The organism is Plasticicumulans lactativorans, from assembly GCF_004341245.1.
GTDB classification, from domain to species: domain Bacteria; phylum Pseudomonadota; class Gammaproteobacteria; order Competibacterales; family Competibacteraceae; genus Plasticicumulans_A; species Plasticicumulans_A lactativorans.
In genome coordinates, this window is record NZ_SLWY01000004.1 from 112,417 (window position 1) to 135,904 (window position 23,488).

Sequence of the window (23,488 nt, forward strand, 5' to 3'; positions counted from 1 at the left end):
GGTTTGGCGTGCGCCGCGGCGGCGGCCGACAATCGGCGGGCCGCAGCGGGCGGCCGGAGGGCGATGCCGATGAACGACGAACAGCGGACGCTGGTGGCGGACTGGGAAGGCGCGGTGCAGCGCCGGCAGTGGGCGCACGAACGGGCGGCGACGCGGGCCGGGCGCCGGCGGCTGGCGTTCGGGCTGGCGACGATCGCGCTCGCCGTCGCCGCCGGGCTGCTGCCGCTCGCCGCCGGGCCCGAGGCCGGCGCGCGGGTGCTCGCCGCGCTGGCCGGGGTGTTCGCCGCGGTACTGGCGGCGGTGCTGACCTTCCGCGACGAGGCCGAGCACGCGCTGCGCCAGCGCGAGGCCGCCGCGCGGTGCGCGGCGCTGCACCGCAAGCTCGCGCTGCTGCAGGCGTTTCCGCCGCCGCAGGAGGCCGAGCTGGCGGCCCGGCTCGACGAACTGCGGCGGCGCTGGGACGCCCTCGCCAGGGAAAGCCCTGCCCTGCCGGCGCCGCCCGCGCCGCGCTGAGCCCGTGGAGCGGCTGCTAGGCTGGGGGTGACGATCGGGCGCGCACGCGCACGCGAGGCCCGGCGTCCATGTGCAACCGCCAGCCGCTGCGGTTGTCGCAAGGTATGCGCCAACAACGATAAAACCGGGAGGTCACCCATGCCCATCCACCCCGCTACCCGCCCGCGCTCCGCTGCCGGCTACGATCTCGCCCCGCTCAGCGCCGCCGAGCGCGAACGCCTCGCCGCCGGCCTGCCGGCCGAAGCGGTGCGCATCCTGCTCTACCAGGGCACCGAGCCGCCGTTCTGCGGCGGCCTGCTGCACAACCGCGGCCGCGGCGTCTACGCGTGCCGGTTGTGCGGGCTGCCGCTGTTCCGCTCCGAGGCCAAGTTCGAGTCGGGCACCGGCTGGCCGAGCTTCTACGCACCGGTCGACGAATCCCACCTGCGCCGCCTGCGCGACACCAGCCACGGCATGGTGCGGGTGGAGATCCGCTGCACGCGCTGCGACGGCCACCTCGGCCACGTCTTTCCCGACGGCCCGCCGCCGACCGGCGAGCGCCACTGCCTGAACTCGGCCTCGCTGGAGTTCTTCGCCGAAGGCGAGGAACCGCCGCAGCACGTCGCCACCGAGTAAGTAGCGCGCCACCGTCGCCGCTGGACGACAGCCACCGTCGCCGCGCGGCGACGGCGGAAAGGGCTGATCCGGCGCGGGAACGGTGCGACGAAGCCCGCCGCCCGTCGCCGCGGCACGACGGCAGCCCACGTGGCGCTCCCTCCTGGCGCCGACGCAAACCCCTGATCGGCAAGGCCGTCGGCACGAGCCTCCGGCATGCTGGCACGAAACCTGATGCCGCCGACGCAGACATCGACTGCTCTCCCGGAGACGCCCCCATGCGCAAACGCAACGCCCGGACCGCCCTGGTGCTCCTCTCCCTGCTGGCGCTCGCCGGCAGCCCCGTGGTGCTCGCCAAGGAAGGAGGCGGTGGCGGTGGTGGGGGAGGAGGTGGTGGTGGAGGGGGCGGTGGTGGCGGACACGGTGGGGGTGGCGGACACGGTGGCGGCGGGGGTGGCCCCGGAGGCGGCCAGGGCGGCGGCCAGGGTGGTGGCCACGACGGCGCGGGCGCTGCCTCCGGGTCGCACGGCCGCAGTGCCGACCACGCGCCGGCATCCCCCGCGGCACGCAGCGACAAGTCGCGCGCCAAGGCGCCGGCCGCGGGCGACGTGCTCGGCACGAAGACGCCGGGAGGCTACGTGGTGGGCAGCCTGACGCGCACCAGCGTGCTCGCGCTGGTGGACGACGACGACCGCATCGTCGCCATCGGCACCAAGCCGCTGCCGCCGGGCATCCGCATGAACCTGGTGCGCGGCAAGCCGGTGCCCCCCGGCATCGCCCGCCACACGGTGCCGGTGGCACTCGGCGAGACGCTGCCGCCGGTCGTCGACCACCGCTGGTGGCGCTGCGGCACCGACCTGGTGCTGGTGTCGGTCACCACCGGCCTGATCGTCGACGTGGTGCCCGACCTGTTCCACTGAAGGGCCGCCGCCGGCGTGACGCGCGGCGGCGCCACCTTGTTAGACTCCGGCTCCCGCCCCTGCCGCGAGAGCCGCCCCGCGCATGTCCCCGCCGCCCGCGTCCCCGCCCCCGGCCGCCGCCGTCAGCGTGCCGCTGCGCGTGCAGCAGGCCTACGCCAGCGGCTTCCGGCTGGAGGTGACGCCCGAGGACCTGGCCTTCCTCGCCGGCCTCGCGCTGACCGGCGAGATCGACGCCACCACCGAGTTCGACCTGGCGACGCTCATGCAGGTGCACCGCAGCGTCGACGAGGTGGTCGGCGCGCTCGGCGGCGGCGGCGAGCGTGCCGAGCGCGCGGTCGGGCGGCTGATCGAGCAGCGCCTGCTGACCCGGCTCGACTTCGGCGGCATCCGCCACGGCGGCACCTACACGCTGTCGGCGCTGGCGCGCGCGCTGCTCGAGCACGCGCTCGGCCCGGAGCGGCTCGACCGCCAGTCGCTCGCCGTGGTGCTCGGCTCGGTGCTCGCGCACCTGACCGAGATCGAGGCCGCGGCACGGCACGACGCCGACCCGGCGCACTGGGAGGCGCAGGTCGAGGCGCCGCTGCGGCTGGTGGTGCACGAGCTGATCGGCGCGATCGAGCGGCGCCAGCACGCGCTCGACGCCGAGCAGCGCGACACCCGCCAGGCGATCCAGGCGCTGCTCGACGCCGACTGGGACAGCGCGCTGGAGCGCTGCGGCCCGCTGCTGAACGCCGCCGCCGGGACGCTGCGCGAACTGCGCGAGGCGATGTTCGAGCAGACCAGCCTGCTCAACGAGCGCCTGGAGGCGATCGAGAGCGCCGCCCTCGCCGGCGGCCACGCCGCGGTGGCGGCGCGCGCCGCCGGCCTGCTGCTGCGCCTGGGCACGGTGGCGCAGTGGTGCCAGTCGCGCTTCGAGCGCTGGGGCGAGTACACCCGCACCGTCAACGAGTTCATCCGCACGCAGGTGCGCTTCGACCGCGAGCGCAGTGTCGCCGCACGCCTCGCCGAGGCGCTGCGCAGCTACGCCGACGCGCCCTGGGCGCTGGTGGTCAACGACGCCGGCCAGCTGCTGCGGCTGCGCCCCGAGGCCGTCGACCCCGCCGCCGACGCGCACGCGGCGACGCTGCCGGACGAGGCCGAGGGCGCACCGGCGCACGCCGACGCCGCGCTCGACGCCCGCCATGCCGCGCTCGCCGCCGCGCTCGACGCGACCCTCGCCGGCGGCGGCAGCGTGAGCCTCGCCGGGCTGCTCGCGGCGAGCGCCGCCGACACCCCCCTCGACCTGCGCTACGCGCTGTACGCGCGGCTGTTCGCGCACGCCCTGGCGCGCCACCCGCAGGCCGCGCACGAACCGGCCGCGGCACCGGTGGCGCTGGGCGCGCGGCTGCAGGTCGAGGATCTGCAACTCACCCCCGAGGCCCGCTGAGACATGGACCGGCTCTACCCCACGCTCGCCGACGCCCTGGCCGACGAGCTGTTCCCCGAGGTCGACACGCTGCTGCGCCGCGGCGTGCACCTCGACGAGACCGATGCGCGCCGCTGGCACTTCCTGAACGCCGCCGAGGAGCACCTGGCGGCGTTCTACGCGCGCTACGGCGCGCGCCTGGTGCGCGCCGCCGAGGGCTACGCCTACCTGCTGCCGGGCGAGTCGGGCGCGCTGTTCGCGCGCCGCCACCTCGCCCGCGAGGACATGCTGGTCGGCCTGGTGCTGGCGCTGCTGCGCATGGACCCGCACCACCTGCAGCGGCTGTGGCTGCTCGACGAGGACACCGTGCTGCTCGCGCTGCAGAACGCGGTCGGCCGCGGCGCGCTCGCCGAGGTGCTGAGCGGGCGCAAGCGCGCGGTCGACGAGGAGACCGGGAACCGCGAGATCCGCGAGGCGGTCGGCCGCGCGCTGTCGCGGCTCGCGCGGCTCGGCTTCATCGACCGCGAGACGCGCGAGCGCGTGCCCTGCGTGCGCCTGCGCAAGGCGCTGTACCGCTTCGCCGAGCCGTTCCGCGACGGCGCCGGGCAGCTCGACGCCGCGCGGCTGGCCGCGCGCGGCGTGGTGATGCTCGGCCAGGACGACGCCGACAGCGGGGACGATGCCGATGACGCCGCCTGACTTCAGCCGCGCACGCCAGCTCACGCTGGTCAACTGGCGCGGCGTGAGCTACCGCGACTACGCGCTCGACCCGGCGCTGACCACGCTGCAGGGCGGCAACGGCGCCGGCAAGACCACGGTGATGATCGCCGCCTTCGTGGTGCTGATGCCCGACCAGAGCCTGCTGCGCTTCCAGGCGCTCGGCGAGGGCCGCGGCGGCGGCGACAGCGGCCTGCTCGGGCGCCTCGGCGGCGAGGCCCCGGCCTACAGCGCGCTGGTGCTCGAAGGCCGCGGCGGGCGCGTGGCGATCGGCGTGCAGTTGCGCCCGCGCGGGCAGGAGCTCGACATCCGCCCGTTCATGATCGACGGCCTCGCCGCCCCCGAGGCGCTGCGCGAGCTGCTGGTCGAGTCCCTGCCCGACGCCCGCCTGCGCGTGCTCGACCTGCCCGAGCTGCGCCGCCGCGCGCACGAGGCCGGCGCCACCTGCACCACCTTCGAGACCCTGCGCGACTACCTCGACCAGCTCTACGAACTCGGCCTCACCAGCCTGCCGATGCAGGACCACGCCGAACGCGCGCGCTTCCACCGCGTGCTGCACACCAGCCTGTACGGCGGGCTGTCGGGCGACATCCAGCGCGGCCTGCGCAGCTACCTGCTGACCGAGGACCGCGGCATCGGCAACGCGGTGCGCGAGATGCGCGACAACCTCGACCGCTGCCAGCGCAACCGCCTGGAGATCGAACGCCTCGCCCACCACGCCGGGCGCATCGAGATGCTGAACCGCCGCGCCGAGGAGCAGGCCGAGGCCGCCTGGCTCGCCGCGCGCACCGCGACGCGCGCCGCCGCGGCGCAGGCGCTGCGCGAGCGCGCCGACGGCGTCCAGGCCACGCGGACGCTCAGCGCCGCGATCGCCCGCGAAGACGCCGCGGAACTCGCGCGGCAGGCCGCCGAGGCGGAGCGCGAACGGGCGCGCGAGCGGCGCGAGCAGGCCGAGGCCGAGCGCAGCGACGCCGCCGCGGCACGCGCCGAGCGCGAGCAGCTCGACGCCGCCGAAACGCGCCTCGCCGCCGCCGCCGGCGAGCGCGACGCGGCGCAGGCGCACCGGCAGGCGCTCGCCGTCGGGCACGCAAAGCTGCAGGCCCGCGAGCAGACCGAGGAGCACGGCTACCAGACCCTCGGCCACGAAGTCGGCAACCTGCAGGCGGCCTACGACGGCGCCTACCGCCGCGACGCCGTCTACCGCGGCGCCTGCGCCGCGCTGGACGCCGCGCGCACGGCGCTCGCCGCCCCCGGGCTCGCCGCCGAGGCCGCCGCCGCCCACCACGAGCGCCTGCGCGGCGAGCGCCTGGCGCTCGCCGCACGGCTGGCCACGCTGCGCCAGCAGCACGCCACCGCCGCGGCGCAGCGCCAGCGCTTCGATGCCGCCTACGCCGCGCTGGCGCGGGTCGCCGACCCGCTGCCGGCGCCGGCCGACGCCCACGCCGCCGCGCGCGCGCTCGACGCCGGCTGGCGCGAGCTCGAAGCCGCGCTCGAACAACTGCCGGCGCTGCGTGACGCGCTGCGCCACCACGAACGCCTCGCGCCGCGCCAGGCGCGGCTGCGCAGCCTCGCCGCGACGCTCGACGCCACCGACACCGCCGGCTTCCGCGCGGCGCTCGCCCGCGAGGGCGCACGCGCCGAGGCCTTGCACGAGGAAATCGAGGCCGCCGCCGAAGCGCGGCAGGTGCTGCTCGACGCCCGCCGCGACGCCGACGCCCGCCACGCCGAGGCCGCGCGGCGCGCCGACGCCTGGCGCGAGGCCCGCGACCGCGCCGATGCGCTGCACGCCGCCTGCGGCCGCGAGGTCGACAGCGAAGCCGCCTGGCGCGCGCTCGCCGAGGCGCTGGAAACCGAACACGCGCTGCTGCACGGCGAGTGCCTGCACGCGGAGGCCGAGCGCGCGCGGCTCGACACCGCGCACGCCGCGCTGCGCGCCCGCCTGCACGGCGAGGACCCGGAACTCGTGCGCCTCGCCGAGCTGTGCGCCGGCGAGCCGCTGAGCCGCCGCTACGACGAGCTCGACGAGACCGCGGCCGCCGAGGCCGAAGCGCGGCTCGGGCCGCTGGCGCAGGCGCTGGTGGTGCCCGACCCGGCCGCCGCCACCACCGCGCTGGTCGCCGCCGCCCCGGCGCTCGACACCCTGTGGCTGCTCGGCCCCGGCGAAGCGCCGACGGCGCAGGCGCTGTCCGCCGACTGGCGGCTGGTCGAACAGGGCGCGGCGCTGCGCCTCAGCCGGGTGCCGGCCGAACCGACGCTCGGCCGCGCCGCGCGGCTGCGCGCCTGCGAGAAGCTGGAGGCGCGCTGCGCCGCGCAGCGGCACACGCTGCGCGAGCTCGAAGCACGCCGCGAGGCGCTGCAGCGCTCGCTGGCGTGCTCGCGGGCGCTGGCGCCGCACGCGCACGCGCTCGACTGGCACGCCGCCGGCGCCGAGCTCGCGACGCTCGCCGCCGAGCGCGACACGCTCGGCCAGCGGCTGAGCGCGAACGCGCACGCGGCGCAGGCGCTGCGGCGCGAGCACGACGCGCTGGCGCTGCGCCTGCGCGAATGGCAGGCCGCCGAGCCCGAGGCCGAGCTGCTCGACGCCGAGGACCACGCCGACGCGGCCGCCGCGCGGCGCCGCGCGCTCGCCGGGCTCGAAGCCCGCGGTCGCGCCTTCGACCGCGACGCCGCGCGCGCGCTGCGCCGGCTGCTGCCGGACCTCGAAGCCCCGCCGACCGCCGACCCGGCGGCGCTCGCGGCCGCCTGCGCGCGCTGCGAGGCCGAGGCGCAGGCGCTCGAAGCCACGCTGCTCGCGGTGGAGACGCTCGCGCACGCGGTCGCGCAGGACCAGTTCGGCCCCGCCTATGCCGGCGCCGCCGCCGAGCTCGCCGAAAGCCAGGACCTCCTCGCCTCGCGCCGCGAACAGCAGGCGCACCAGGCGCTGGCGCTGCAAGCGACCCGCGCGGAACTCGACCGCCTGCGCCCGCAGCTCAACGACGCCATCGCCGGGATCGCCCGGCTCGACGGCGAATGCGGGCACCTGCAGGCGCGCGTCGCCGAGCACCGCGCGCGGCTCGAACGCCACCGCCACGACGGCAGCGCCGCCGCGCTCGCCGCCGCCGTGGCCGCGGTGACGGCGGCCACCGCCGCCCTGGGCGAGGCCGAAGGCCGCCGCGATGCGGCGGTCGCGGCACGCTCGACGGCGATGAACGCGCGCGAGCGCGCCGCCGACCACGTCAACGCCGCCCGCGCCTGCTACGCCGCGGCGCGCCAGACACTGCGCGCGGCGCGATCCGGCTGGCGCGCGGCCCGCGCGGCGGCGCACGCGCACGCCGCGCACTGGCTGGGCCGCGGGCCGCTGGCGGCCGAGGCGGCGGAACTCGACGCCGAGGCCCTGCGCCGGCGCGCCACCGCCAGTTGCGCGGCGCTGCGCGAGCTCCTCTTCCGCGACGAGCAGGCGCACGCGCTGGGCGACGACGACGGCGTGAAGGCGGCGCTCGCCGGCGCCGCCGACGCCGATGCCGGCGCCGCGCTCGCGCTGTGGGCCGCAGTGCGCCGCCACCTGCTCGACACGCTGCCGCTCGACGCCGCCGCGCTCGCCGACCTCGGCGCCGCGCTCGGGCAGCTGCAGCGGCGCCTCACCGAGGTGCGCGACAGCCTGGCGAGCGCCGAGGACAAGCTGCGCATGAGCTCGGCCGACGTGGTCTACACGCTGGGCCAGCAGATCCGCCGCGAGCGCAGCCGCATCCAGCGCTTCAACGCCGCGCTTGGCGACGCCGCCTTCGGCGCGATCTACCGCATCCGCATCAACGCCGAGCCGCACCCGCACATGCTCGACGTGCTGCACGCGCTGGGCGGGCAGGGCGAGCTGTTCCACCGCGCCGAGCTGTCGCTGGAGGACGCGCTCGCCGAGCTGTACCGCGAGGTCACCGGCGGGCAGATCCAGGGCGAGCGCCTGCTCGACTACCGCGAATACCTCGACCTGCGCGTGGAGGTGAACCGCTTCGGCGCGCAGCACTGGGAGGTGGCGAGCAGCTCGACGCTGTCGACCGGCGAGACCATCGGCACCGGCATCGCGGTGCTGATCATGGCGCTGAAGGCGTGGGAGGACTCCGCCGCGCTGAAGCGCAGCCGCCGGCGCTTCGCGCCGCTGCGCTTCATGTTCCTCGACGAGGCCTCGCGCCTCGACCGCGACGCGCTGGCGACGCTGCGCCAGCTCTGCGAGCGCATGCCGCTGCAGCTGCTGGTGGCCGCGCCGCAGGTGGACCGTGCCCACCCCGGCATCGGCTACCTGCTCGAACGCATCCTGCAGGACGGGCGCGAGCGGGTGATCAGCCGCCGCATCGAGATCGCGCCGCCGCCGTGAGCCACCCGCCCGACCCGAACCTCGAACCGGCGGCGCTGCTGCGCCTGTGGCGCGACGGCACCCTCGCCGACACCGCCGCGCTGCGCCCGCTGCTCGAACGCCTGCACCGCGACTACTGCATCGAGCGCGCCGATGCGCGGCGCTGGCGCCTGCCCGGCGCGCCGCGCGCGGCGGCCGAAGCACGCGCGAGCCTGGAGCGGCGCCTCGACCGGCTGCTGCCGGCGTGGCGCACGCTCATCGCCGAGGCCGCCGCGGGCGGCCTCGACCCCGGCCGGCCGGAGGAGCTGCGCGCGCTTCAGCGCGCGGCGCTGCTGGCGCGCACGCTGCCCGTGGCGCTGCCGGCGCGGCTCAACCAGCGCGTGCAGCAGGCGCTGTGGGGCGCGCACTCGAAGCAGGCGCGCGACGAGCTGCACCGCGTGCCGCCGAGCGCCGACGGCGTGCTGCGGCTGCGCTGCGCGCCGGGGCTCGAACTCTGCCTGGGCGGCACGCCGCTCGGCACCGGCGAACGCACCGCGCGCGAGGGCGAGATCGTGCTCGCCGAACGCGCGCTCGATGCCGGCCTCGGCTGGGACGCGCCGGGGCCGGCGGGGCTGATCACGGTCGAGAACCTCGGCGCCTACGTCGAGCTGCCGCTGCCGCAGCGCTGGGCGGTGCTGTGGGTGCCGGGGCACGACCAGGCGCTCGCGCTGCGCCACCTGCCGGCGCTCGCCGGCGGGCGCGGCTGGCTGCACTTCGGCGATCTCGACGGCGCGGGACTGGCGATCGGCGAACGCCTTGCCGCGGCGCTCGGACGGGCGCCGGCGCCGTTCATCCCGGAGTGGTGGGGCGAGTACCTGGAGGCGGGGTTCGGGCTCACGCCGGCCGCGGCGGCAGCGCCCTGGCCGGAAGCGCCTTCCGGCGAGCGCCATCCGCTGCTGGCGACGCTCGCGGAACGTGGACTGTGGCTCGAACAGGAGGCGATCCTGCTCGACCGGCGGCTGCCGGCAAGCCTCGCCGCCGCCTGCGCGGCGGCGGGCTGACGCGCGGCGGCGCGCCGGCTCAAGCCGACTTCGCCTGCCGCTGGTGCTCCCGCGGGCCGCCGGCGACCGAGGTCGTCGCGTGCTCGGCACCGGCGACCGGCATCATGCGCATGGCCGCGTCGACCGACTTCAGCGCCTGCTCGCAGAGCGCCTCCCACGAGGCGTGCTCGGCGCCGCCGGCGGCCGCGCCCATGAACAGCTCGGCGCACTGCCGCTGCCAGGCGAGCTGCGCTTCGAGGATCTGCCGGTAGCCGTCGAACAGCGTCGGGGTGGCCGCGCCGAAGCCGCCACCGCACAACCCGATCCAGCCTTCACGCCAGGCCCGGCTGGCCTCGAACAGCGTCGACATCTGCTCGCTCCAGAGCTTCATCGGGCCGATGCTGTTCTGCCAGAACGGCCGCGTGGCCTCCTCGAACTGGCGTTCCGCGTCCAGCCACTGGTTCCACAGTTGGCGTTCCGCTTTCATGTACTGCTCGAACATCTCGTTGCTGCTGGCGTTCATGTCGTCAACCTCCTGCGCCCGGCATACATTTCGCGACCGATGCCGCGATCCCTCGTCCCGGGCGTAGACCCGGTATACGCCGGGATCACGCGATTTCCACCTTCTTGACGTCGGCGGCGGTCTTTTCCGACTTCGGCAGCGTGATCGCCAGCACCCCGTTGTCGAACCTGGCGCCGATGCGCGCGGTGTCGACCCCGTCGGGCACCTGGAAGCTGCGCACGCAGCGGCCGTAGGAGCGCTCGATGCGGTGGAAGCGCTGGTTCTTCTCCTCGCTCTCCTGCCGGCGCTCGCCCTCGATGGTGAGCATGCCGCGGTCGAGCGTGACCTTGACGTCCTCCTTCTTCACCTCGGGCAGCTCGGCCTTAATCAGGTAGGCGGTGTCGGTCTCGCTGATGTCGACCGCCGGCGTCCAGTCGGTCACCGCCATCCCCTTCTCGGCGCCTTCGGCGCGTGCACCGGGCCGTGTGAACAGCCGGTTGAGGCGATCGGAGACTTCCTCCAGCTCACGGAACGGATCCCATTTGATCAGGGACATGATCTTTACCTCCCCACGGCGGGTGAAAGGGACCGGGGCGCGCACGCCCCGCCTGCGCCGCGCGCCGCCTTCCTTGTCACGATATGAGGTCCAAGGCGCGCCTTTTACGCCCGCCCCCGCGCCGATCTATTGACCTGCATCAACCAAACCGACACGCGCTCGGCGACCACGGCCGCGCGGGCTGCGGCCGTGCCGCCACCAGCGACGTTCGCTCACAGGGGCTGCCGCGGGGGGAAGGCCGACGCGTGCGCTGCGGGTATGTACGGGCACGGGTGAAATCCGTCCGGGCCGGGGGCTGCACGCTGCCATGTCATTCGTGCGCAAAGGTCATGGTGGCGGACGGGCGGGTGCGTGCCGATGCGGTCCGCAAGCATTTCCGATGAACCGAATCAGGTGTTATGCGGACATTCAAGTGCAGTCTTGCCAACCGATTGACCGACCACTATTTTTCTGAAAGCCTCCCGCAACTGCAGGCTCGTTTATGTGACCGATAGATCGTCCAATTGTAGTGGGGTTTCTTCATATGCCTATTGATCCGCAACTCACAGGTAATGCAGGGCTCTACTTCACCTGTTATCACTTGTCACTCTAAACGTTGGGCTTCGCAAGCTCAGCCCAACCTACGGGCCATGGGCTGCTGACGCGTTTATGCGGCCGATAGATCGGTTACTTCTAGTTGAAGAGCAAAGAAATGAACATGATTACGGTATCTTCATCCGCTATTTCCGCCATCGGCTATGATCCAAGCACTATGCGCATGCGCATACGATTCAAGGAGGGCGGTGCATACGATTTTTGTAGAGTTCCGCAAAACGTCTTTGATGCTTTTCTTCGCTCTGGCTCAAAAGGCACTTACTACACAAACCATATTCGAGGTCGATATCAGTGCTAAAAAATACCGCTAAATCAATGCAACTGTCATCCAACAAGGTACTCCAGTCGACGTATTTGACTTCGCTTCGCGACAGCAAATCCGCGGCTGATCTCTAGCGTTCAGCATCATGAATACAACTCATCGTGAAATTGTAGAGTACTGGTCCAACCACCAAAGCGAGTGCGGTTTGTCTGTGGATTGGGCAGAAGCAGAAAAACTGTGTTGGCGTTGTGCACATAAACGCCTGCTCCAGCGCTGCCACATCATTCCACGTGCTCTTGGAGGGGATGAGAGTCCTAGAAATCTCATACTCTTGTGTGCTCAGTGCCATGCCGAAGCTCCAAATGTTGCTGACCCAGAATTCATGTGGATCTGGCTGCACGCACATGCAGTTCCTTTCTATGGCACATACTGGCAAGAACGTGGAATCAGAGAGTATGAGCTTATCTTTGGCGAAAAACCGTTTTCCGGGCTCACTCATACTGATGAACTCATGCAAGAAATTCGAGGTATCCTTGAAGAAGCTTTTCCAAAAACCAGCAGGCATTGGGGACAGGGAAAAATCAATCCTGCAACATGGGCTTGGGTATTTCGTCAAGTTGATCAACGGGCACGAAAATGATGCCGAGCAACGCCATCAACTCGAACAGTGAGAAGCGACGCTTCTTCGCCGTACCGCTTTTCACTGTTGGTTATGGCAAACGTTAACCGTCAACTCGTTCACCAACCGCACAGCACAGTAGGTTGGGCTTCATTTTATGAAGCCCAACCTACAAGTCTACGGGCTACGCCAAACCACAAATCAAACCAGCGTTGGGCCCCTCTCCGTGTGCACAAGGTGGAGGCTTCCAGAGGAGAACCATGAGAAAACTCGGCACGCCCTTTAACGCGTTGGCGGCGCTACTGCTTGCCTGCGCGGTCACCCCGGCTCCGGCGCAAATGACGCAGCAGGAGCACGTCCACCAGATGTCGCATGGCGTGATGCCATTCGATGTGTCCAGGAGCGTGCACATCTTCAGGATGACCGAGCAGGGAGGCGTGCAGCGCGTCATTGCCAGGGACGCGGGAGCCGGCGAGCAGATTGCCCTGATTCAGCAGCACCTGGCGCATGAAGCCGAGAGATTCCAGAACGGTGATTATTCGGACCCGGCGAAGCTGCATGGGCCGGCCATGCCGGGGATCAGGGAACTCCAGGAAGGCGCCTCCCGCATCAGGGTCAGCTACACCGCGCTTCCGGACGGCGCGGAGATCACGTTCGAGACAACGGATATCCACCTGCTGACCGCCGTGCACCGATGGTTCGGGGCGCAGCTTTCCGAGCACGGCGCGGATGCGAAGGCAGAATGAGCGGCCGGCCGCGGCGCAAAAGCCCGAGGAGAAACGCAAGGGTGCCGCCGTGAAACGGGTGCAGCAGGACCCGACAGCGCGGTCCTGACGTTCAAGGCTTCGACCACGAATGGCTGGACGGATCGTGTCGTGCACGCGCCTTAGCCGCCGTACGGGCGCCGTCCGTTGGCCGGTGGCGTCAGGTGAGCGAGCGGGTGCGGAATCCGTCCATCGCCATGGCTGCTGATGACCTCGGCGATGACGACCTGATAGCCATCGAGCCACTGCGCCTGCCGCTGCTTTGCGGCGACGTGCGCAGGGTGCTTCATGAGCACCTGGAGCGAATCCATGCTTTCCCAGTAGTACACGTTGGAGATGAGCCCCGTTGAGGGGTTCTCCCAGCTTTCTTCGCCCAGATAGCCGGGGATGGCTCTCGCGATCCTGGCGATCTCATCGTCCAGCGCGTGGAACGCATCGTCGAATTCGCCTTTCGCGAACGTGAAGGTGGATGTGTACATGGCGCTGTGTGGTCCCGGCAGGGTTGCTGTGGTTCATTCGGCATGGCGCATGGCATGCGCCATTTCACCGCACCCGCGCGCCTCCAGGGTGTCGGCGGCATTGAGGCGATCCCGCGCCTCCCGGTTCTGGCTGAGCTTGACCTTGCCCACCAGCGAAGTGATGGCGATCTCGATGCCCACGATGTTGCGCAGCATGCTGCTGATGTACTCGGGCGCGGCGTCCCTGATCTTCCAGGGCCGGGGTTCGGCCGCCTCGTGGCGCCTGGTCAGGCGCCCCACGATGCGGAGGGCGAAGCGCTCGTCGTCATGCACGATGAGCGTGCCGTGTACGTGCACCACTTCGTAGTTCCAGGTCGGCACCTGGCGGTGCGCCTCGTGCTTGCTCGGGTACCAGTTGGGCGAGATGTAGGCCTCGGCGCCGCGAAATACGACCATGACCGGCGTGCCCGTCGGGCAGCGCTGCCAGAGCGGGTTGGCGCGGGCCACGTGGGCCGTGAGCACGCCATGCGCGCCCTCGTCGGCATCGAATTCGAACGGCAGGTGATCGGCATCCAGTCCGGTGCTCCCCTGGGTGACCAGCATGCCCAGCGGATGTTCGCGGATGATGCGGCCGAGCTCCTCCGGTCGGGTTTCAGCAAAGTGGGCTGGAATGTACATAGTGGGCGGACGAACGGGTGGCGACGGAATTCAGCTCACTATCACCCTCAACCGGCACAGCATGAAGAGCCAGTTTCCTTGATTCTTTATGGACCAGTTTCGCAAACCGACCGCTAATCGCCGCGGTGCCGCCGGGGCCGGGCGCCGCATCTACGACCTGCTGCGTGCCCAGATCGCCGACGGCACCCTGGCGCCGGGCGCGGGGACGCCGTCCACGCGCGCCCTGGCGGCCGAGCTGGGGGTCTCGCGCAGCACCGTCACCGCCGCCTACGAGCAGCTCGCGGCCGAGGGCTTCCTCGTCACCTCCACGGGGCGGGTGGCCCGGGTGGCCAGCCCGCTGGCGGCCCCCGCACCCGCCGCTGCGACGGCAGGCCGCAGTGCCAGGCGTGCGCCGCCCCTGTCCGCGTTCGGGCGTCGCGTGGCGGGAAGCGACATGCCGGCGCTGCCTTGCGCCGAACCGCCCCGATTCGACTTCCTGTACGGCGCGGTGGCGTCCCGGGACTTTCCGACCCTGGCCTGGCGGCGCGCATACCAGGCCGAACTGCTGCGCCAGCAGCCGAGCCTGCGCTACGCCGCGCCCGAAGGCGATGCGTCGCTGCGGCGCGCGCTCCAGGGCTATTTGCGGCGTGCCCGGGGACTGGCCTGCCAGGCCGAGCAGATTCTCGTGGTACAGGGCTCGCAGCAGGCCATCGACCTGTGCGCACGGCTGCTGCTGGACGCCGGCGACGCCTTCGTCTTCGAGGACCCCGGTTACCTGATGGCCCGCCACTGCTTCGAGGCCACCGGGGCCAGGTGCCTCGCCACGCCCGTGGACGGGCACGGCCTGGTCACCACCGGCCTCCCCCGGGACGAACGGGTCCGCCTGGCATACGTGACGCCGTCGCACCAGTTTCCGCTGGGGGGCGTGATGCCGATCGGCCGTCGCATCGAATTGCTCCAGTGGGCCCGGCAGCACCGCACCTGGGTCGTGGAGGACGACTATGACGGCGAGTTCCGCTACGGCCAGCGCCCGATCGACGCGCTGCAGTCGATCGACACCGATGGCCACGTGATCTATGTCGGCACGTTCTCCAAGGCGCTGTCGCCGCAACTGCGGCTCGGCTACCTGGTGCTGCCGCCTGAGCTGGTGCCGGTGTTCCGGCAGGCCAAGCGGCTGACCGACCGCCATGCGCCGGTGGTGGAGCAGCGCGTGCTGGCATCGCTGATCGACAGCGGCGCCTACGAGCGTCACGTCCGGCGTGTGCGGCGCGAGAACGAGCGCCGCCGCACGGCACTGCTCGATGCCATCGCCCACCACCTGCCGGGCGACGCCCAGGTCAGCGGTACGGCCGCCGGCCTGCACGTGGTGCTGTGGCTGCCGTTCCTGCGACCGCAGGACGAACCCGCGCTGGTGGCTGCCGCCCGCGGCAGGGGCGTGGGCGTCTACCCGGTGTCGCCGCTGTTCGCCGATCCGCAGTCCCGCCTGCAGGCGCCCCCGGTGGGGCTGATCCTGGGCTACGCCAGCCTGGCGGTCGAACAGATCCGGCAAGGGGTGCATCTGCTGGCGGCGGTGATCGATGCGCTGCGCGCCGGGCCGCCTGATCGGTGAGACGGTGATCTGCAGCACGCCACCGACATGAACGGCGGGCCGGCCGCGATCAGGCGTCCTCGTCACGGGGCGGGTGCGCCGATCCGCCGGCGACCGCTCCGGCGCCTCGGTCGGGCGCCCTGAAGAACGCCTTCCGCCGGCGCCGGCAGGCCGCGTTGCGCGCCCGCGCGCGATGCGCCGCCAGCGGCCCGCCCCGCGGACGCGTTAAGCTCGGCGCCCCGCCCCGGAGCCGCGCATGTTCCACGTCATCCTGTTCCAGCCCGAGATCCCGCCCAACACCGGCAACGTCATCCGCCTGTGCGCGAACACCGGTGCGACGCTGCACCTGGTGCACCCGCTCGGCTTCGCCCTCGACGACGCGAAGCTCAGGCGCGCCGGGCTCGACTACCACGAGTGGGCGCGGCTCCAGGAGCACCGTTCGCTCGCCGAGGCGCTCGCCGCGGTGGCGCCGGGCCGCGTCTACGCCTTCACCACCAAGGCCGCGCGCGGCTTCCACGAGCTGGCCTACGCGCCGGGCGATGCGCTGCTGTTCGGGCCGGAGACGCGCGGGCTGCCCGCCGAGGTGCTCGCCGGCTTCGCCGACGACGCGCGGCTGCGGCTGCCGATGCGCCCCGGGCAGCGCAGCCTGAACCTGTCGAACGCGGTCGCGGTGGCACTGTTCGAGGCCTGGCGCCAGCACGGCTACGCCGGTGGCGCCTGAACGCCGCCGAAGCCGTAGACTGCGCGCCCCAGCCCACGCCCCGCCCACTGCCCGATGACCCTGCCACCCCTTCGCAACTTTGCACCGCTCGCGGCGCTCGCGCTGTTCCTGATCGCGCTCTGGGCGCTGCACGCGCAGCTCGCCGACTACCAGTACGAGGACATGGTCGGTTACCTCGACGAGCTGCCCGCGCTCAACCTGCTCGGCGCGGGCGTGCTCACGGTGCTGAGCTACGCGGTGATCACCGCCTACGACCTGCTGGCGATGCGCTACATCCGCCGGCCGCTGGCGATGTACAAGGTGATGTTCGCGTCGTTCCTGTCGTACGCCTTCAGCAACACCATCGGCCTGTCGGTGTTCGCCTCGGGCACGCTGCGGCTGCGGCTGTACTCCGGCTGGGGGCTGTCGGCGCTGGAGATCGCGCGCGTGGTGCTGTTCTCGACGCTGACGCTGTGGCTCGGCCTGCTGGTGGCGGCCGGCGGCGTGCTGATCGCCAAGCCGGTCGACCTGCCCGAGCTGCTGCACGTGCCGCTGCCGCACGGGCGCACCCTCGGCGTGCTGCTGCTGCTGCCGGTGGCGGGCTACCTGGTGGCGGCGCGGCTGCGCCGCCAGCCGTTCCGGCTGGGGCCGTGGGAGCTGCCGGTGGTGCGCACGCGCCTCGCCTGGCGCCAGGTGGTGGTGGGGGCGACCGACTGGGTGCTCGCCGCGGCGGTGCTCTACGTGCTGCTGCCGAAGGCCGAGGAGCTCGGCTTCCTGCACATCCTGACGGTGTTCCTGATGGCGCAGATCGCGGCGCTGATCTCGCACGTGCCGGGCGGGCTCGGGGTGTTCGAGGCGGTGGTGCTGAGCACCCTCGAACCCTGGCTGGAGGCCGCCGACCTGCTCGGCGGGCTGCTCGCCTTCCGCGTCATCTACTACCTGCTGCCGCTGCTGCTCGCCACGCTCGCGCTCGGCCTGTACGAGGCCACGCGCCTGCGCGCGCGCCTCGGCGGCTTCGGTGCGCTGGTGGCGCCGCTGGTCCCGGCACTGCTGCCGCCGCTGCTGGCGCTGATGAGCGCGGTGTGCGGCGCGGTGCTGCTGTTCTCGGTGGTGAGCCCGGCGGCCGAGGGGCGACTCGACTGGCTCGCGCACGTCATCCCGCTGTCGCTGCTGGAGCTGTCGCACTTCGCCGGCAGCGTGATCGGCATGGGCCTGCTGCTGCTCGCGCAGAGCCTGCAGCGGCGCCTCGACGCGGCCTGGGTGGTGACCGTGCTGCTGCTCGGCGCCGGCAGCGTCAGCGCGCTGCTGAAGGGCGCCGACTACGAGGAGGCGCTGCTGCTCGCGCTGCTGCTGCTCGCGCTGCTGCCGTGCCGGCGCCACTTCTACCGCAAGGCCTCGCTGTTCGAGGAGCGCTTCACGCCGGGCTGGCTTGCGGCGGTGGCGATGATCACCGCCACCGCGGTGTGGCTCGGCTTCTTCTCGTACAAGGAGGTCGACTACAGCCGCGAGCTGTGGTGGCAGTTCACCTTCGACGACGACGGCGAGGCGCCGCGCTTCCTGCGCGCGCTGGTCGGCGTCGCGGCGGTGTTCGCGGCGCTGGCGCTGGCGCGGCTGCTGCGCCCGGCGCAGCCGGTGACCGGTACCGACCGCACCACGCTGGAGGCGCTGCGCCCGCGCGTCGCCGCCTGCCCGCTGACCTACGCGCACCTGGCGCTGCTCGGCGACAAGAGCGTGCTGCTGTCGCAGCAGGGCGACGGCTTCCTGATGTACGGCGTGCAGGGCCGCTCCTGGGTGTCGATGGGCGACCCGATCGGCACCGCCGAGGAGCGCCGCGAACTCGCCTGGGCGTTCCGCGAGCGCGTCGAGGCGCACGCCGGCTGGCCGGTGTTCTACCAGGTCAGCCCGGTCAACCTCGACCTCTACCTGGAGCTGGGGCTGACGCTGCTGAAGATCGGCGAGGAGGCGCGCGTCGACCTCGCCCGCTTCACGCTCGACGGCAAGGCGCGCGCGAACCTGCGCAACATCCGCTCCAAGCTCGAACGCGACGGCTACACCTTCCGCATCGCGCCGGCCGCCGAGGTGCCGGCGCTGCTGCCGGCGCTGGCGCAGGTGTCGTCGGCGTGGCTCGACGCCAAGAACACCGGCGAGAAGGGCTTCTCGCTCGGGCGCTTCGACCCCGAGTACCTCGCCGGCGGCCCGCTGGCGCTGGTCGAGCGCGACGGGGCGCTGGTCGCCTTCGCCAACCTGTGGTGCGGTGCCGGGCATCACGAGCTGTCGATCGACCTGATGCGCCAGGTGCCGGGCGCGCCCAACGGCACCATGGACTTCCTCTTCGTGCACCTGCTGCTGTGGGGCCGCGCGCAGGGCTACGCGTGGTTCAACCTCGGCATGGCGCCGCTCGCCGGCCTGCATTCGCGCGCGCTGGCGCCACTGTGGAACCGCTTCGGCGCGCTGGTGTTCGGCCGCGGCGAGCGCTTCTACAACTTCAAGGGCGTGCGCCAGTACAAGGACAAGTTCGGGCCGGTGTGGGAGCCGCGCTACCTGGCCGTGCCCGGCGGCTTGCGTCTGCCGCACATCCTCGCCAACCTCACCACGCTGATCGCCGGCAGCGTGCAGGGAGTCGTGAAGAAGTGAGTGCCATCCGCCTCGTGCCCGCCTGTGCGGGCCTGCTCGCCGCGAGCCTCGCCGCCGGCGCCGAAACCCTGGAGTACGGCCGCTTCGGCACGGTCAGCGTGACGCGCCCGGCCGGGGAGCCGCGCGCGGTGGCGGTGCTCGCCTCCGACGCCGCCGGCCCCGGCGCGCTCGACGCCGCCCTCACCGAGGCCCTGCGCGCCCGCGGCACGCTGGTGCTCGGCGTCGACGCCGGGCGCCTGTGGCGCCAGGCCAGGCCCGAGGACGACGGCGCCGACGCCTGCACGTTCATCGGCTGGGATTTCGAGGCCTTCGCGCAGTACGCCGAAAAAACTCTGGGGCTCGCCGACTACCGCCAGCCGCTCTTGGTCGGCAGCGGGCTCGGCGCGCAGCTGGTCTGGGCCGCGGCGGCGCAGAGCACCATCAACACCTTCCGCGGCGTGCTCACGCTCGGCTTCGACCCGGCATGGACCAGCCAGTGGCCGCTGTGCGACGGCGACCAGGGGCGGGTGGCGCAGGCCGCCGCCGGCAGCCCCGGCGAGCACCTGGTGCCGCCGCCGCAGCTGCGCATCCGCTGGACCACGCTGCGCGGCGGCGCCGACGGCGTCACCGACGCGGCGCTGCAGGCCTTCGTCGCGCAGGTACCGCGGGCGCACGCGGTGGACGTGCCGGACGCCGCGCTCGCCGGCGTGCCCACCCCCTGGCTCGCGCCCTTCGGCGATGCCTGGGAGGCGCTGGCGACACCGGCGCCGACGACGGCGCTCGCCGACCTGCCGCTGATCGAGCTGCCGGCGCAGGCGACGCAGCGCGGCAGCGCCGACTGGCTCGCGGTGATCCTCAGCGGCGACGGCGGCTGGGCCGACATCGACCGCGAACTCGGCGAACGCTTCCAGGCCGCCGGCATCCCGGTGGTCGGCTTCAACATGCTCAAGTACCTGTGGCGCGCGCGCAGCCCCGAGGAGGCCGGGCGCGACCTCGAGCGCGTGCTCGCCCACTACCGCAGCGCGTGGGACCGGCGCCGCGTGCTGCTGGTGGGCTATTCGCTCGGTGCCGACATCCTGCCGTTCGCGGTCAACCGCATGAGCCCGGCCGGGCGCGACGGCGTCGCGCTCGCCGCGCTGCTGGCGCCGAGCCGGCGCGTCGAGTTCGAGTTCCACCCCTGGGACTGGATCGGCGCGAGCGACGACAGCCACAACCCGCGCGCGCTGCTGGTCGCCCCCGAGCTGCTGCAGCTGGCGGTGCCGGCGCTGTGCGTGTACGGCGTGGAGGACGAGGACGACACCGCCTGCGTCGAGCTCGGCAGCAACGCCAGGCCGACGGTGCTGCGGCTGCCGGGCGGCCACCACTTCGACGAGAACTACCGCGCGCTCGCCGAGCGCGTGCTCGACGCCGCGCAGCGCGCCGCCACGGGAGCTACCCCTTGAACGCCATCCGCTCCCTCGTCGCCGTCGCGCTGCTGGCGCTGGCCGCGGCCGCCACGGCCGCCGGCCCGCGCGGCATCGACACCGCCAGCATCAGCGTCGGCGGCGAGCGCGTGCGCCTGTTCGGCGTGGCCGCGCCCGATCCCGAGCAGACCTGCGAGGAGCTGCGCGACAACGGCCCGCGCCGCTACCCCTGCGGCCAGCACGCGCGCGCCTTCCTGCAGAGCCTGGTGGCCGGGCGCGAGCCGGTGTGCGTGCGCGAGGCGGCGGACAGCGCCACCTGCTACGTCGACGGCACCGATGTCGGCCTGGCGATGGTGGAAGCCGGCTGGGCGGTGGCGCGCCGCGACGAGAGCGCGCGCTACCTGCGCGCGCAGGACGCCGCCCGCGCCGCCGGCCGCGGGCTCTGGCTCGGCAGCTTCGACGACCCGACGCTGCCGGCGGCCCGGCCGCGGCGCTGAGGCCGGCTCAGCCGGCGCGGCGCGCCAGCACCGGGCGCAGCTTGGCGGCGGCCTCGCGCAGCATGGTCTCGGTGGTGGCCCAGTCGACGCAGGCGTCGGTGACCGACACGCCGTACCTGAGCTGCGAGAGATCGGCGGGGATGGCCTGGTTGCCGGCGTTGAGGTTGCTCTCGATCATCACGCCGACGATCGAGCGATTGCCCTCGCAGACCTGGCTGACCACGTCGTGCAGCACCAGCGGCTGCAGCTCGGGCTTCTTGTTGGAGTTGGCGTGGCTGCAGTCGATGACGATGTTCGGCGGCAGCTTGTGCTTGGCGAGGTCCTGCTCGCACAGCGCCACCGTCACCGAGTCGTAGTTGGGCTTGGCGCCGCCGCGCAGCACCACGTGGCCGTAGCGGTTGCCGCGGGTGCGGATGATCGCGCACTGGCCCTGGCCGTCGATGCCGAGGAAGCTGTGCGGGCTCGACACCGACAGCAGCGCGTTGATCGCCACCGTCAGGCTGCCGTCGGTGCCGTTCTTGAAGCCGACCGGGGTCGACAGGCCCGAGGCCATCTCGCGGTGGGTCTGCGACTCGGTGGTGCGCGCGCCGATCGCCGCCCAGGTGATCAGGTCCGACAGGTACTGCGGGCTGATCGGGTCGAGCGCCTCGGTGCCGGTGGGCAACCCCAGCTCGGCGATGTCGAGCAGCAGCCGGCGGGCGATGCCGAGCCCCTTCTGGATGTTGAAGGAATCGTTCATGTCGGGGTCGTTGATCAGCCCCTTCCAGCCGGTGGTGGTGCGCGGCTTCTCGAAGTACACGCGCATCACCAGGTAGAGCGTGTCGGCGAGTTCTCCGGCGAGCGCCTTGAGGCGGTGGGCGTATTCCATCGCCGCCTTCGGATCGTGCACCGAGCAGGGGCCGACGACGACGAACAGGCGCGGGTCGCGGCGGTCGAGGATGGCCTCGACGGCGGCGCGACCGGCGAGCACGGTGTCGCGGGCGGCGGCGCTGAGGGGCAGGCGCTTGTGCAGCTCCTCGGGCGTCAGCAGCATCTCGATGGAGGCGACGTTGACGTTCTCGATCTGGGTGGTGGACATGGGCGCCTTCTCCTCGGCGGGAAAAACCATCGGCAGGACGCGGTTCTACGCGAGCCCGCGGGGAAGCGTCAAGGCGCCTGGCGCGGCTCAGCCGGGCAGCGCGGCGGCGACGCGGGCAAGCTGCAGCAGGCCGAAACCGAGCACCGCGAGGCCGGCGGCGATGCGCACCGCCGGGCGGCGCACGAGGCCGGCGAGGGTGGCGGCGAAGGCGCCCATCGTCAGCAGCGCCGGCAGCGTGCCGATGCCGAAACTCAGCAGCAGCAGCGCGCCTTCGCGCGCGCTGCCGGCGGCGACGGCCCAGATCACCACGCTGTAGACCAGGCCGCAGGGCAGCCAGCCCCAGATCGCGCCCATCGCCAGCGCCTGCAGCGGCGAGCGCACCGGCAGCAGGCGCCGGCCGAAGGGCTCCAGCCGCCGCCACAGCACGGCGCCGAGGCGCTCCACCGCGAGCAGGCCGCGCCACCAGCCGGCAAGGTACAGGCCGAGGGCGGCCATGCAGGCGCCGGCCACGGCCTGCAGCACGAGCTGCGCCTGGTGCACGACGGTGAGGTGCGCGGCCCACGCCCCGACGCCGCCGGCGAGCGCGCCGGCGAGGGTGTAGCTGGCCAGGCGCCCGGCGTTGTAGGCGAGCAGGAAGGGCAGTTGCGCGCCGAAACGCCCGCGCACCGGTGCCGGCAGGCCGAGGGTGAGGGCACCGACGATGCCGCTGCACATGCCCACGCAGTGCACGCCGCCGAGCAGCGCCACGACGGCGGCGGCCAGGTAGCGGGTGTCGTCGACGTTCACGCGGGGTCGGGCTCCGGGCGGCCGAGGGCGGCGAACAGCGCGCTGCGGTTCTGCTCGACCGCCGCGCGGCCGACGGCGATGGCCTCGGGGGCGCGGTCGAACTCGAACAGCGCGATCTGCCCGAGCCGCGGCGCGAGCAGCACGTCGGGCGGGTCGCCGGCCATGCGGCTGCGGGTGATGCGGTCCTGCATGATGTGCAGCGCGCCGCCGAGTACCTCGAACAGGCCGGGGGTATCGGGCGGCGCGGCTTCGCGGCCGAGGCCGAGCAGCTCCTGCAGGCGCCCGGCGACGGGTTCGAGCAGCTCGGCGGCACGGCTGCGCGGGCGCGCCGGCGGGCGCCCGACGAGCTCGCCGTTGAGGTTGACGGCGATCACCACCTCGGCGCCGAGCGCCCGGCACAGCGACACCGGCACCGGGTCGACCAGCCCGCCGTCGACCAGCCAGACGGCATCGCGGTACACCGGCCGCAGCAGCCCCGGCAGCGCGATCGAGGCGCGCACCGCGTCGAGCAGGCTGCCGCGGCGCAGCCAGCGCTCGCGGCCGCTGTGCAGCTCGGTGGCGACGCAGGCGTAGCGCCGCGGCAGGCTGTCGATCGCGCAGTCCTCGACCTGCTCGCCGAAGGCCTGCATCAGGCGCTCGCTCTCGACCAGCCCGCCGGAGCCGGGGTTGATGAAGCGCAGCACCTGCCAGCGGTCGATGTCGAGCACCCAGCGCTCGAGCGCGTCCAGGCGCTCGGCGGCGTAGGCCGCGCCGACCAGCGCGCCGATCGAGGTGCCGCAGACGATCTCCGGGTGGATGTCGAGCGCGGCCAGCGCGCGCAGCACGCCGATGTGCGCCCAGCCGCGCGCCGAGCCGCTGCCGAGCGCGATGCCGACGCGCGGCGCGGCGGGCGGGCTGGTCGGCGCGGGAGCGTCCATCG

Annotated in this window: 22 protein-coding genes; 15 read left to right on the forward strand and 7 right to left on the reverse strand. The window is 73.0% G+C overall.

The annotated features are described in order from the left end of the window. The first annotated feature begins 69 nt into the window (after positions 1-69). The 7 genes from EV699_RS04005 to EV699_RS04035 all read left to right on the forward strand — a co-directional run bounded on the left by EV699_RS04005 (position 70) and on the right by EV699_RS04035 (position 9,513). Complete coding sequence (locus tag EV699_RS04005) at positions 70-513, forward strand: SLATT domain-containing protein (RefSeq protein ID WP_165904023.1); 444 nt, start codon at positions 70-72, stop codon at positions 511-513. 138 nt (positions 514-651) lie between these two features. Further along, positions 652-1,128: a peptide-methionine (R)-S-oxide reductase MsrB gene (gene msrB / locus EV699_RS04010; RefSeq protein ID WP_132539208.1), complete on the forward strand. Its 477-nt coding sequence runs from the start codon at positions 652-654 to the stop codon at positions 1,126-1,128. A 257-nt stretch (positions 1,129-1,385) separates the two neighbouring features. Then, positions 1,386-2,027 carry an anti-virulence regulator CigR family protein gene (locus tag EV699_RS04015; RefSeq protein WP_132539210.1) on the forward strand — a complete coding sequence of 214 codons (642 nt, stop codon included), beginning with the start codon at positions 1,386-1,388 and terminating at the stop codon, positions 2,025-2,027. Positions 2,028-2,109: 82 nt separating this feature from the next. Beyond that, positions 2,110-3,453 carry a hypothetical protein gene (locus tag EV699_RS04020; protein ID WP_132539212.1) on the forward strand — a complete coding sequence of 448 codons (1,344 nt, stop codon included), beginning with the start codon at positions 2,110-2,112 and terminating at the stop codon, positions 3,451-3,453. Between the two features lie 3 nt (positions 3,454-3,456). Further along, on the forward strand, positions 3,457-4,131 hold the full coding sequence (locus EV699_RS04025; protein WP_132539214.1) for a chromosome partition protein MukE: 675 nt from the start codon (positions 3,457-3,459) through the stop codon (positions 4,129-4,131). Next, positions 4,118-8,494 (forward strand): chromosome partition protein MukB, encoded by a 4,377-nt coding sequence (gene mukB, locus EV699_RS04030; protein ID WP_165904024.1) that lies wholly within the window; start codon positions 4,118-4,120, stop codon positions 8,492-8,494. Before EV699_RS04025 ends, mukB begins: the two co-directional genes overlap by 14 nt. Further along, a complete protein-coding gene (locus EV699_RS04035) occupies positions 8,491-9,513 on the forward strand; it encodes a hypothetical protein (RefSeq protein ID WP_132539218.1) in 1,023 nt (340 codons plus the stop codon). Before mukB ends, EV699_RS04035 begins: the two co-directional genes overlap by 4 nt. A gap of 19 nt (positions 9,514-9,532) precedes the next feature. Here the strand turns inward: EV699_RS04035 and EV699_RS04040 are convergent, their stop codons facing one another. Next, the gene (locus EV699_RS04040) at positions 9,533-10,015 is read right to left on the reverse strand and encodes a hypothetical protein (RefSeq protein ID WP_132539220.1); all 483 of its coding nucleotides are present in this window, start codon (positions 10,013-10,015) and stop codon (positions 9,533-9,535) included. An 85-nt stretch (positions 10,016-10,100) separates the two neighbouring features. Next, on the reverse strand, positions 10,101-10,550 hold the full coding sequence (locus tag EV699_RS04045; protein ID WP_132539222.1) for an Hsp20/alpha crystallin family protein: 450 nt from the start codon (positions 10,548-10,550) through the stop codon (positions 10,101-10,103). A gap of 697 nt (positions 10,551-11,247) precedes the next feature. On the opposite strand from EV699_RS04045, the gene EV699_RS04050 reads away from it, so the two are divergent. From EV699_RS04050 to EV699_RS04060, 3 genes are all read left to right on the forward strand, one after another. Then, a complete protein-coding gene (locus EV699_RS04050) occupies positions 11,248-11,442 on the forward strand; it encodes a KTSC domain-containing protein (RefSeq protein WP_341540215.1) in 195 nt (64 codons plus the stop codon). Positions 11,443-11,551: 109 nt separating this feature from the next. Next, positions 11,552-12,046 carry an HNH endonuclease gene (locus EV699_RS04055; RefSeq protein ID WP_132539224.1) on the forward strand — a complete coding sequence of 165 codons (495 nt, stop codon included), beginning with the start codon at positions 11,552-11,554 and terminating at the stop codon, positions 12,044-12,046. 239 nt (positions 12,047-12,285) lie between these two features. Beyond that, positions 12,286-12,771, forward strand: a complete 486-nt coding sequence (locus tag EV699_RS04060; protein WP_243662550.1) for a hypothetical protein — start codon at positions 12,286-12,288, stop codon at positions 12,769-12,771. 140 nt (positions 12,772-12,911) lie between these two features. Here the strand turns inward: EV699_RS04060 and EV699_RS04065 are convergent, their stop codons facing one another. Then, complete coding sequence (locus EV699_RS04065; RefSeq protein WP_132539226.1) at positions 12,912-13,268, reverse strand: antibiotic biosynthesis monooxygenase family protein; 357 nt, start codon at positions 13,266-13,268, stop codon at positions 12,912-12,914. A 33-nt stretch (positions 13,269-13,301) separates the two neighbouring features. Then, a complete protein-coding gene (locus EV699_RS04070) occupies positions 13,302-13,925 on the reverse strand; it encodes an FMN-binding negative transcriptional regulator (RefSeq protein ID WP_132539228.1) in 624 nt (207 codons plus the stop codon). 88 nt (positions 13,926-14,013) lie between these two features. Here EV699_RS04070 and pdxR point away from each other — a divergent pair, with 88 nt between their 5' ends. The 5 genes from pdxR (at position 14,014) to EV699_RS04095 (ending at position 20,705) form a co-directional block, all read left to right on the forward strand. Next, the gene (gene pdxR / locus EV699_RS04075) at positions 14,014-15,513 is read left to right on the forward strand and encodes a MocR-like pyridoxine biosynthesis transcription factor PdxR (RefSeq protein WP_132539230.1); all 1,500 of its coding nucleotides are present in this window, start codon (positions 14,014-14,016) and stop codon (positions 15,511-15,513) included. A gap of 235 nt (positions 15,514-15,748) precedes the next feature. After that, positions 15,749-16,213, forward strand: coding sequence for a tRNA (cytidine(34)-2'-O)-methyltransferase (locus EV699_RS04080; RefSeq protein WP_132539232.1), 465 nt, complete (start codon positions 15,749-15,751; stop codon positions 16,211-16,213). Positions 16,214-16,267: 54 nt separating this feature from the next. After that, positions 16,268-18,826: a bifunctional lysylphosphatidylglycerol flippase/synthetase MprF gene (gene mprF / locus EV699_RS04085; RefSeq protein ID WP_132539234.1), complete on the forward strand. Its 2,559-nt coding sequence runs from the start codon at positions 16,268-16,270 to the stop codon at positions 18,824-18,826. Beyond that, complete coding sequence (locus tag EV699_RS04090; protein WP_132539236.1) at positions 18,823-20,247, forward strand: AcvB/VirJ family lysyl-phosphatidylglycerol hydrolase; 1,425 nt, start codon at positions 18,823-18,825, stop codon at positions 20,245-20,247. Before mprF ends, EV699_RS04090 begins: the two co-directional genes overlap by 4 nt. After that, positions 20,244-20,705: a thermonuclease family protein gene (locus tag EV699_RS04095; RefSeq protein ID WP_165904025.1), complete on the forward strand. Its 462-nt coding sequence runs from the start codon at positions 20,244-20,246 to the stop codon at positions 20,703-20,705. The genes EV699_RS04090 and EV699_RS04095 overlap by 4 nt, the downstream gene beginning before the upstream one ends. A 7-nt stretch (positions 20,706-20,712) precedes the next feature. Here the strand turns inward: EV699_RS04095 and EV699_RS04100 are convergent, their stop codons facing one another. From EV699_RS04100 to EV699_RS04110, 3 genes are all read right to left on the reverse strand, one after another. Then, positions 20,713-21,783 carry a 3-deoxy-7-phosphoheptulonate synthase gene (locus tag EV699_RS04100; RefSeq protein WP_132539240.1) on the reverse strand — a complete coding sequence of 357 codons (1,071 nt, stop codon included), beginning with the start codon at positions 21,781-21,783 and terminating at the stop codon, positions 20,713-20,715. A gap of 87 nt (positions 21,784-21,870) precedes the next feature. Beyond that, positions 21,871-22,569 carry a sulfite exporter TauE/SafE family protein gene (locus tag EV699_RS04105; protein ID WP_243662551.1) on the reverse strand — a complete coding sequence of 233 codons (699 nt, stop codon included), beginning with the start codon at positions 22,567-22,569 and terminating at the stop codon, positions 21,871-21,873. Next, a complete protein-coding gene (locus EV699_RS04110; protein WP_132539242.1) occupies positions 22,566-23,486 on the reverse strand; it encodes a patatin-like phospholipase family protein in 921 nt (306 codons plus the stop codon). The genes EV699_RS04105 and EV699_RS04110 overlap by 4 nt, the downstream gene beginning before the upstream one ends. Positions 23,487-23,488 lie beyond the last annotated feature (2 nt).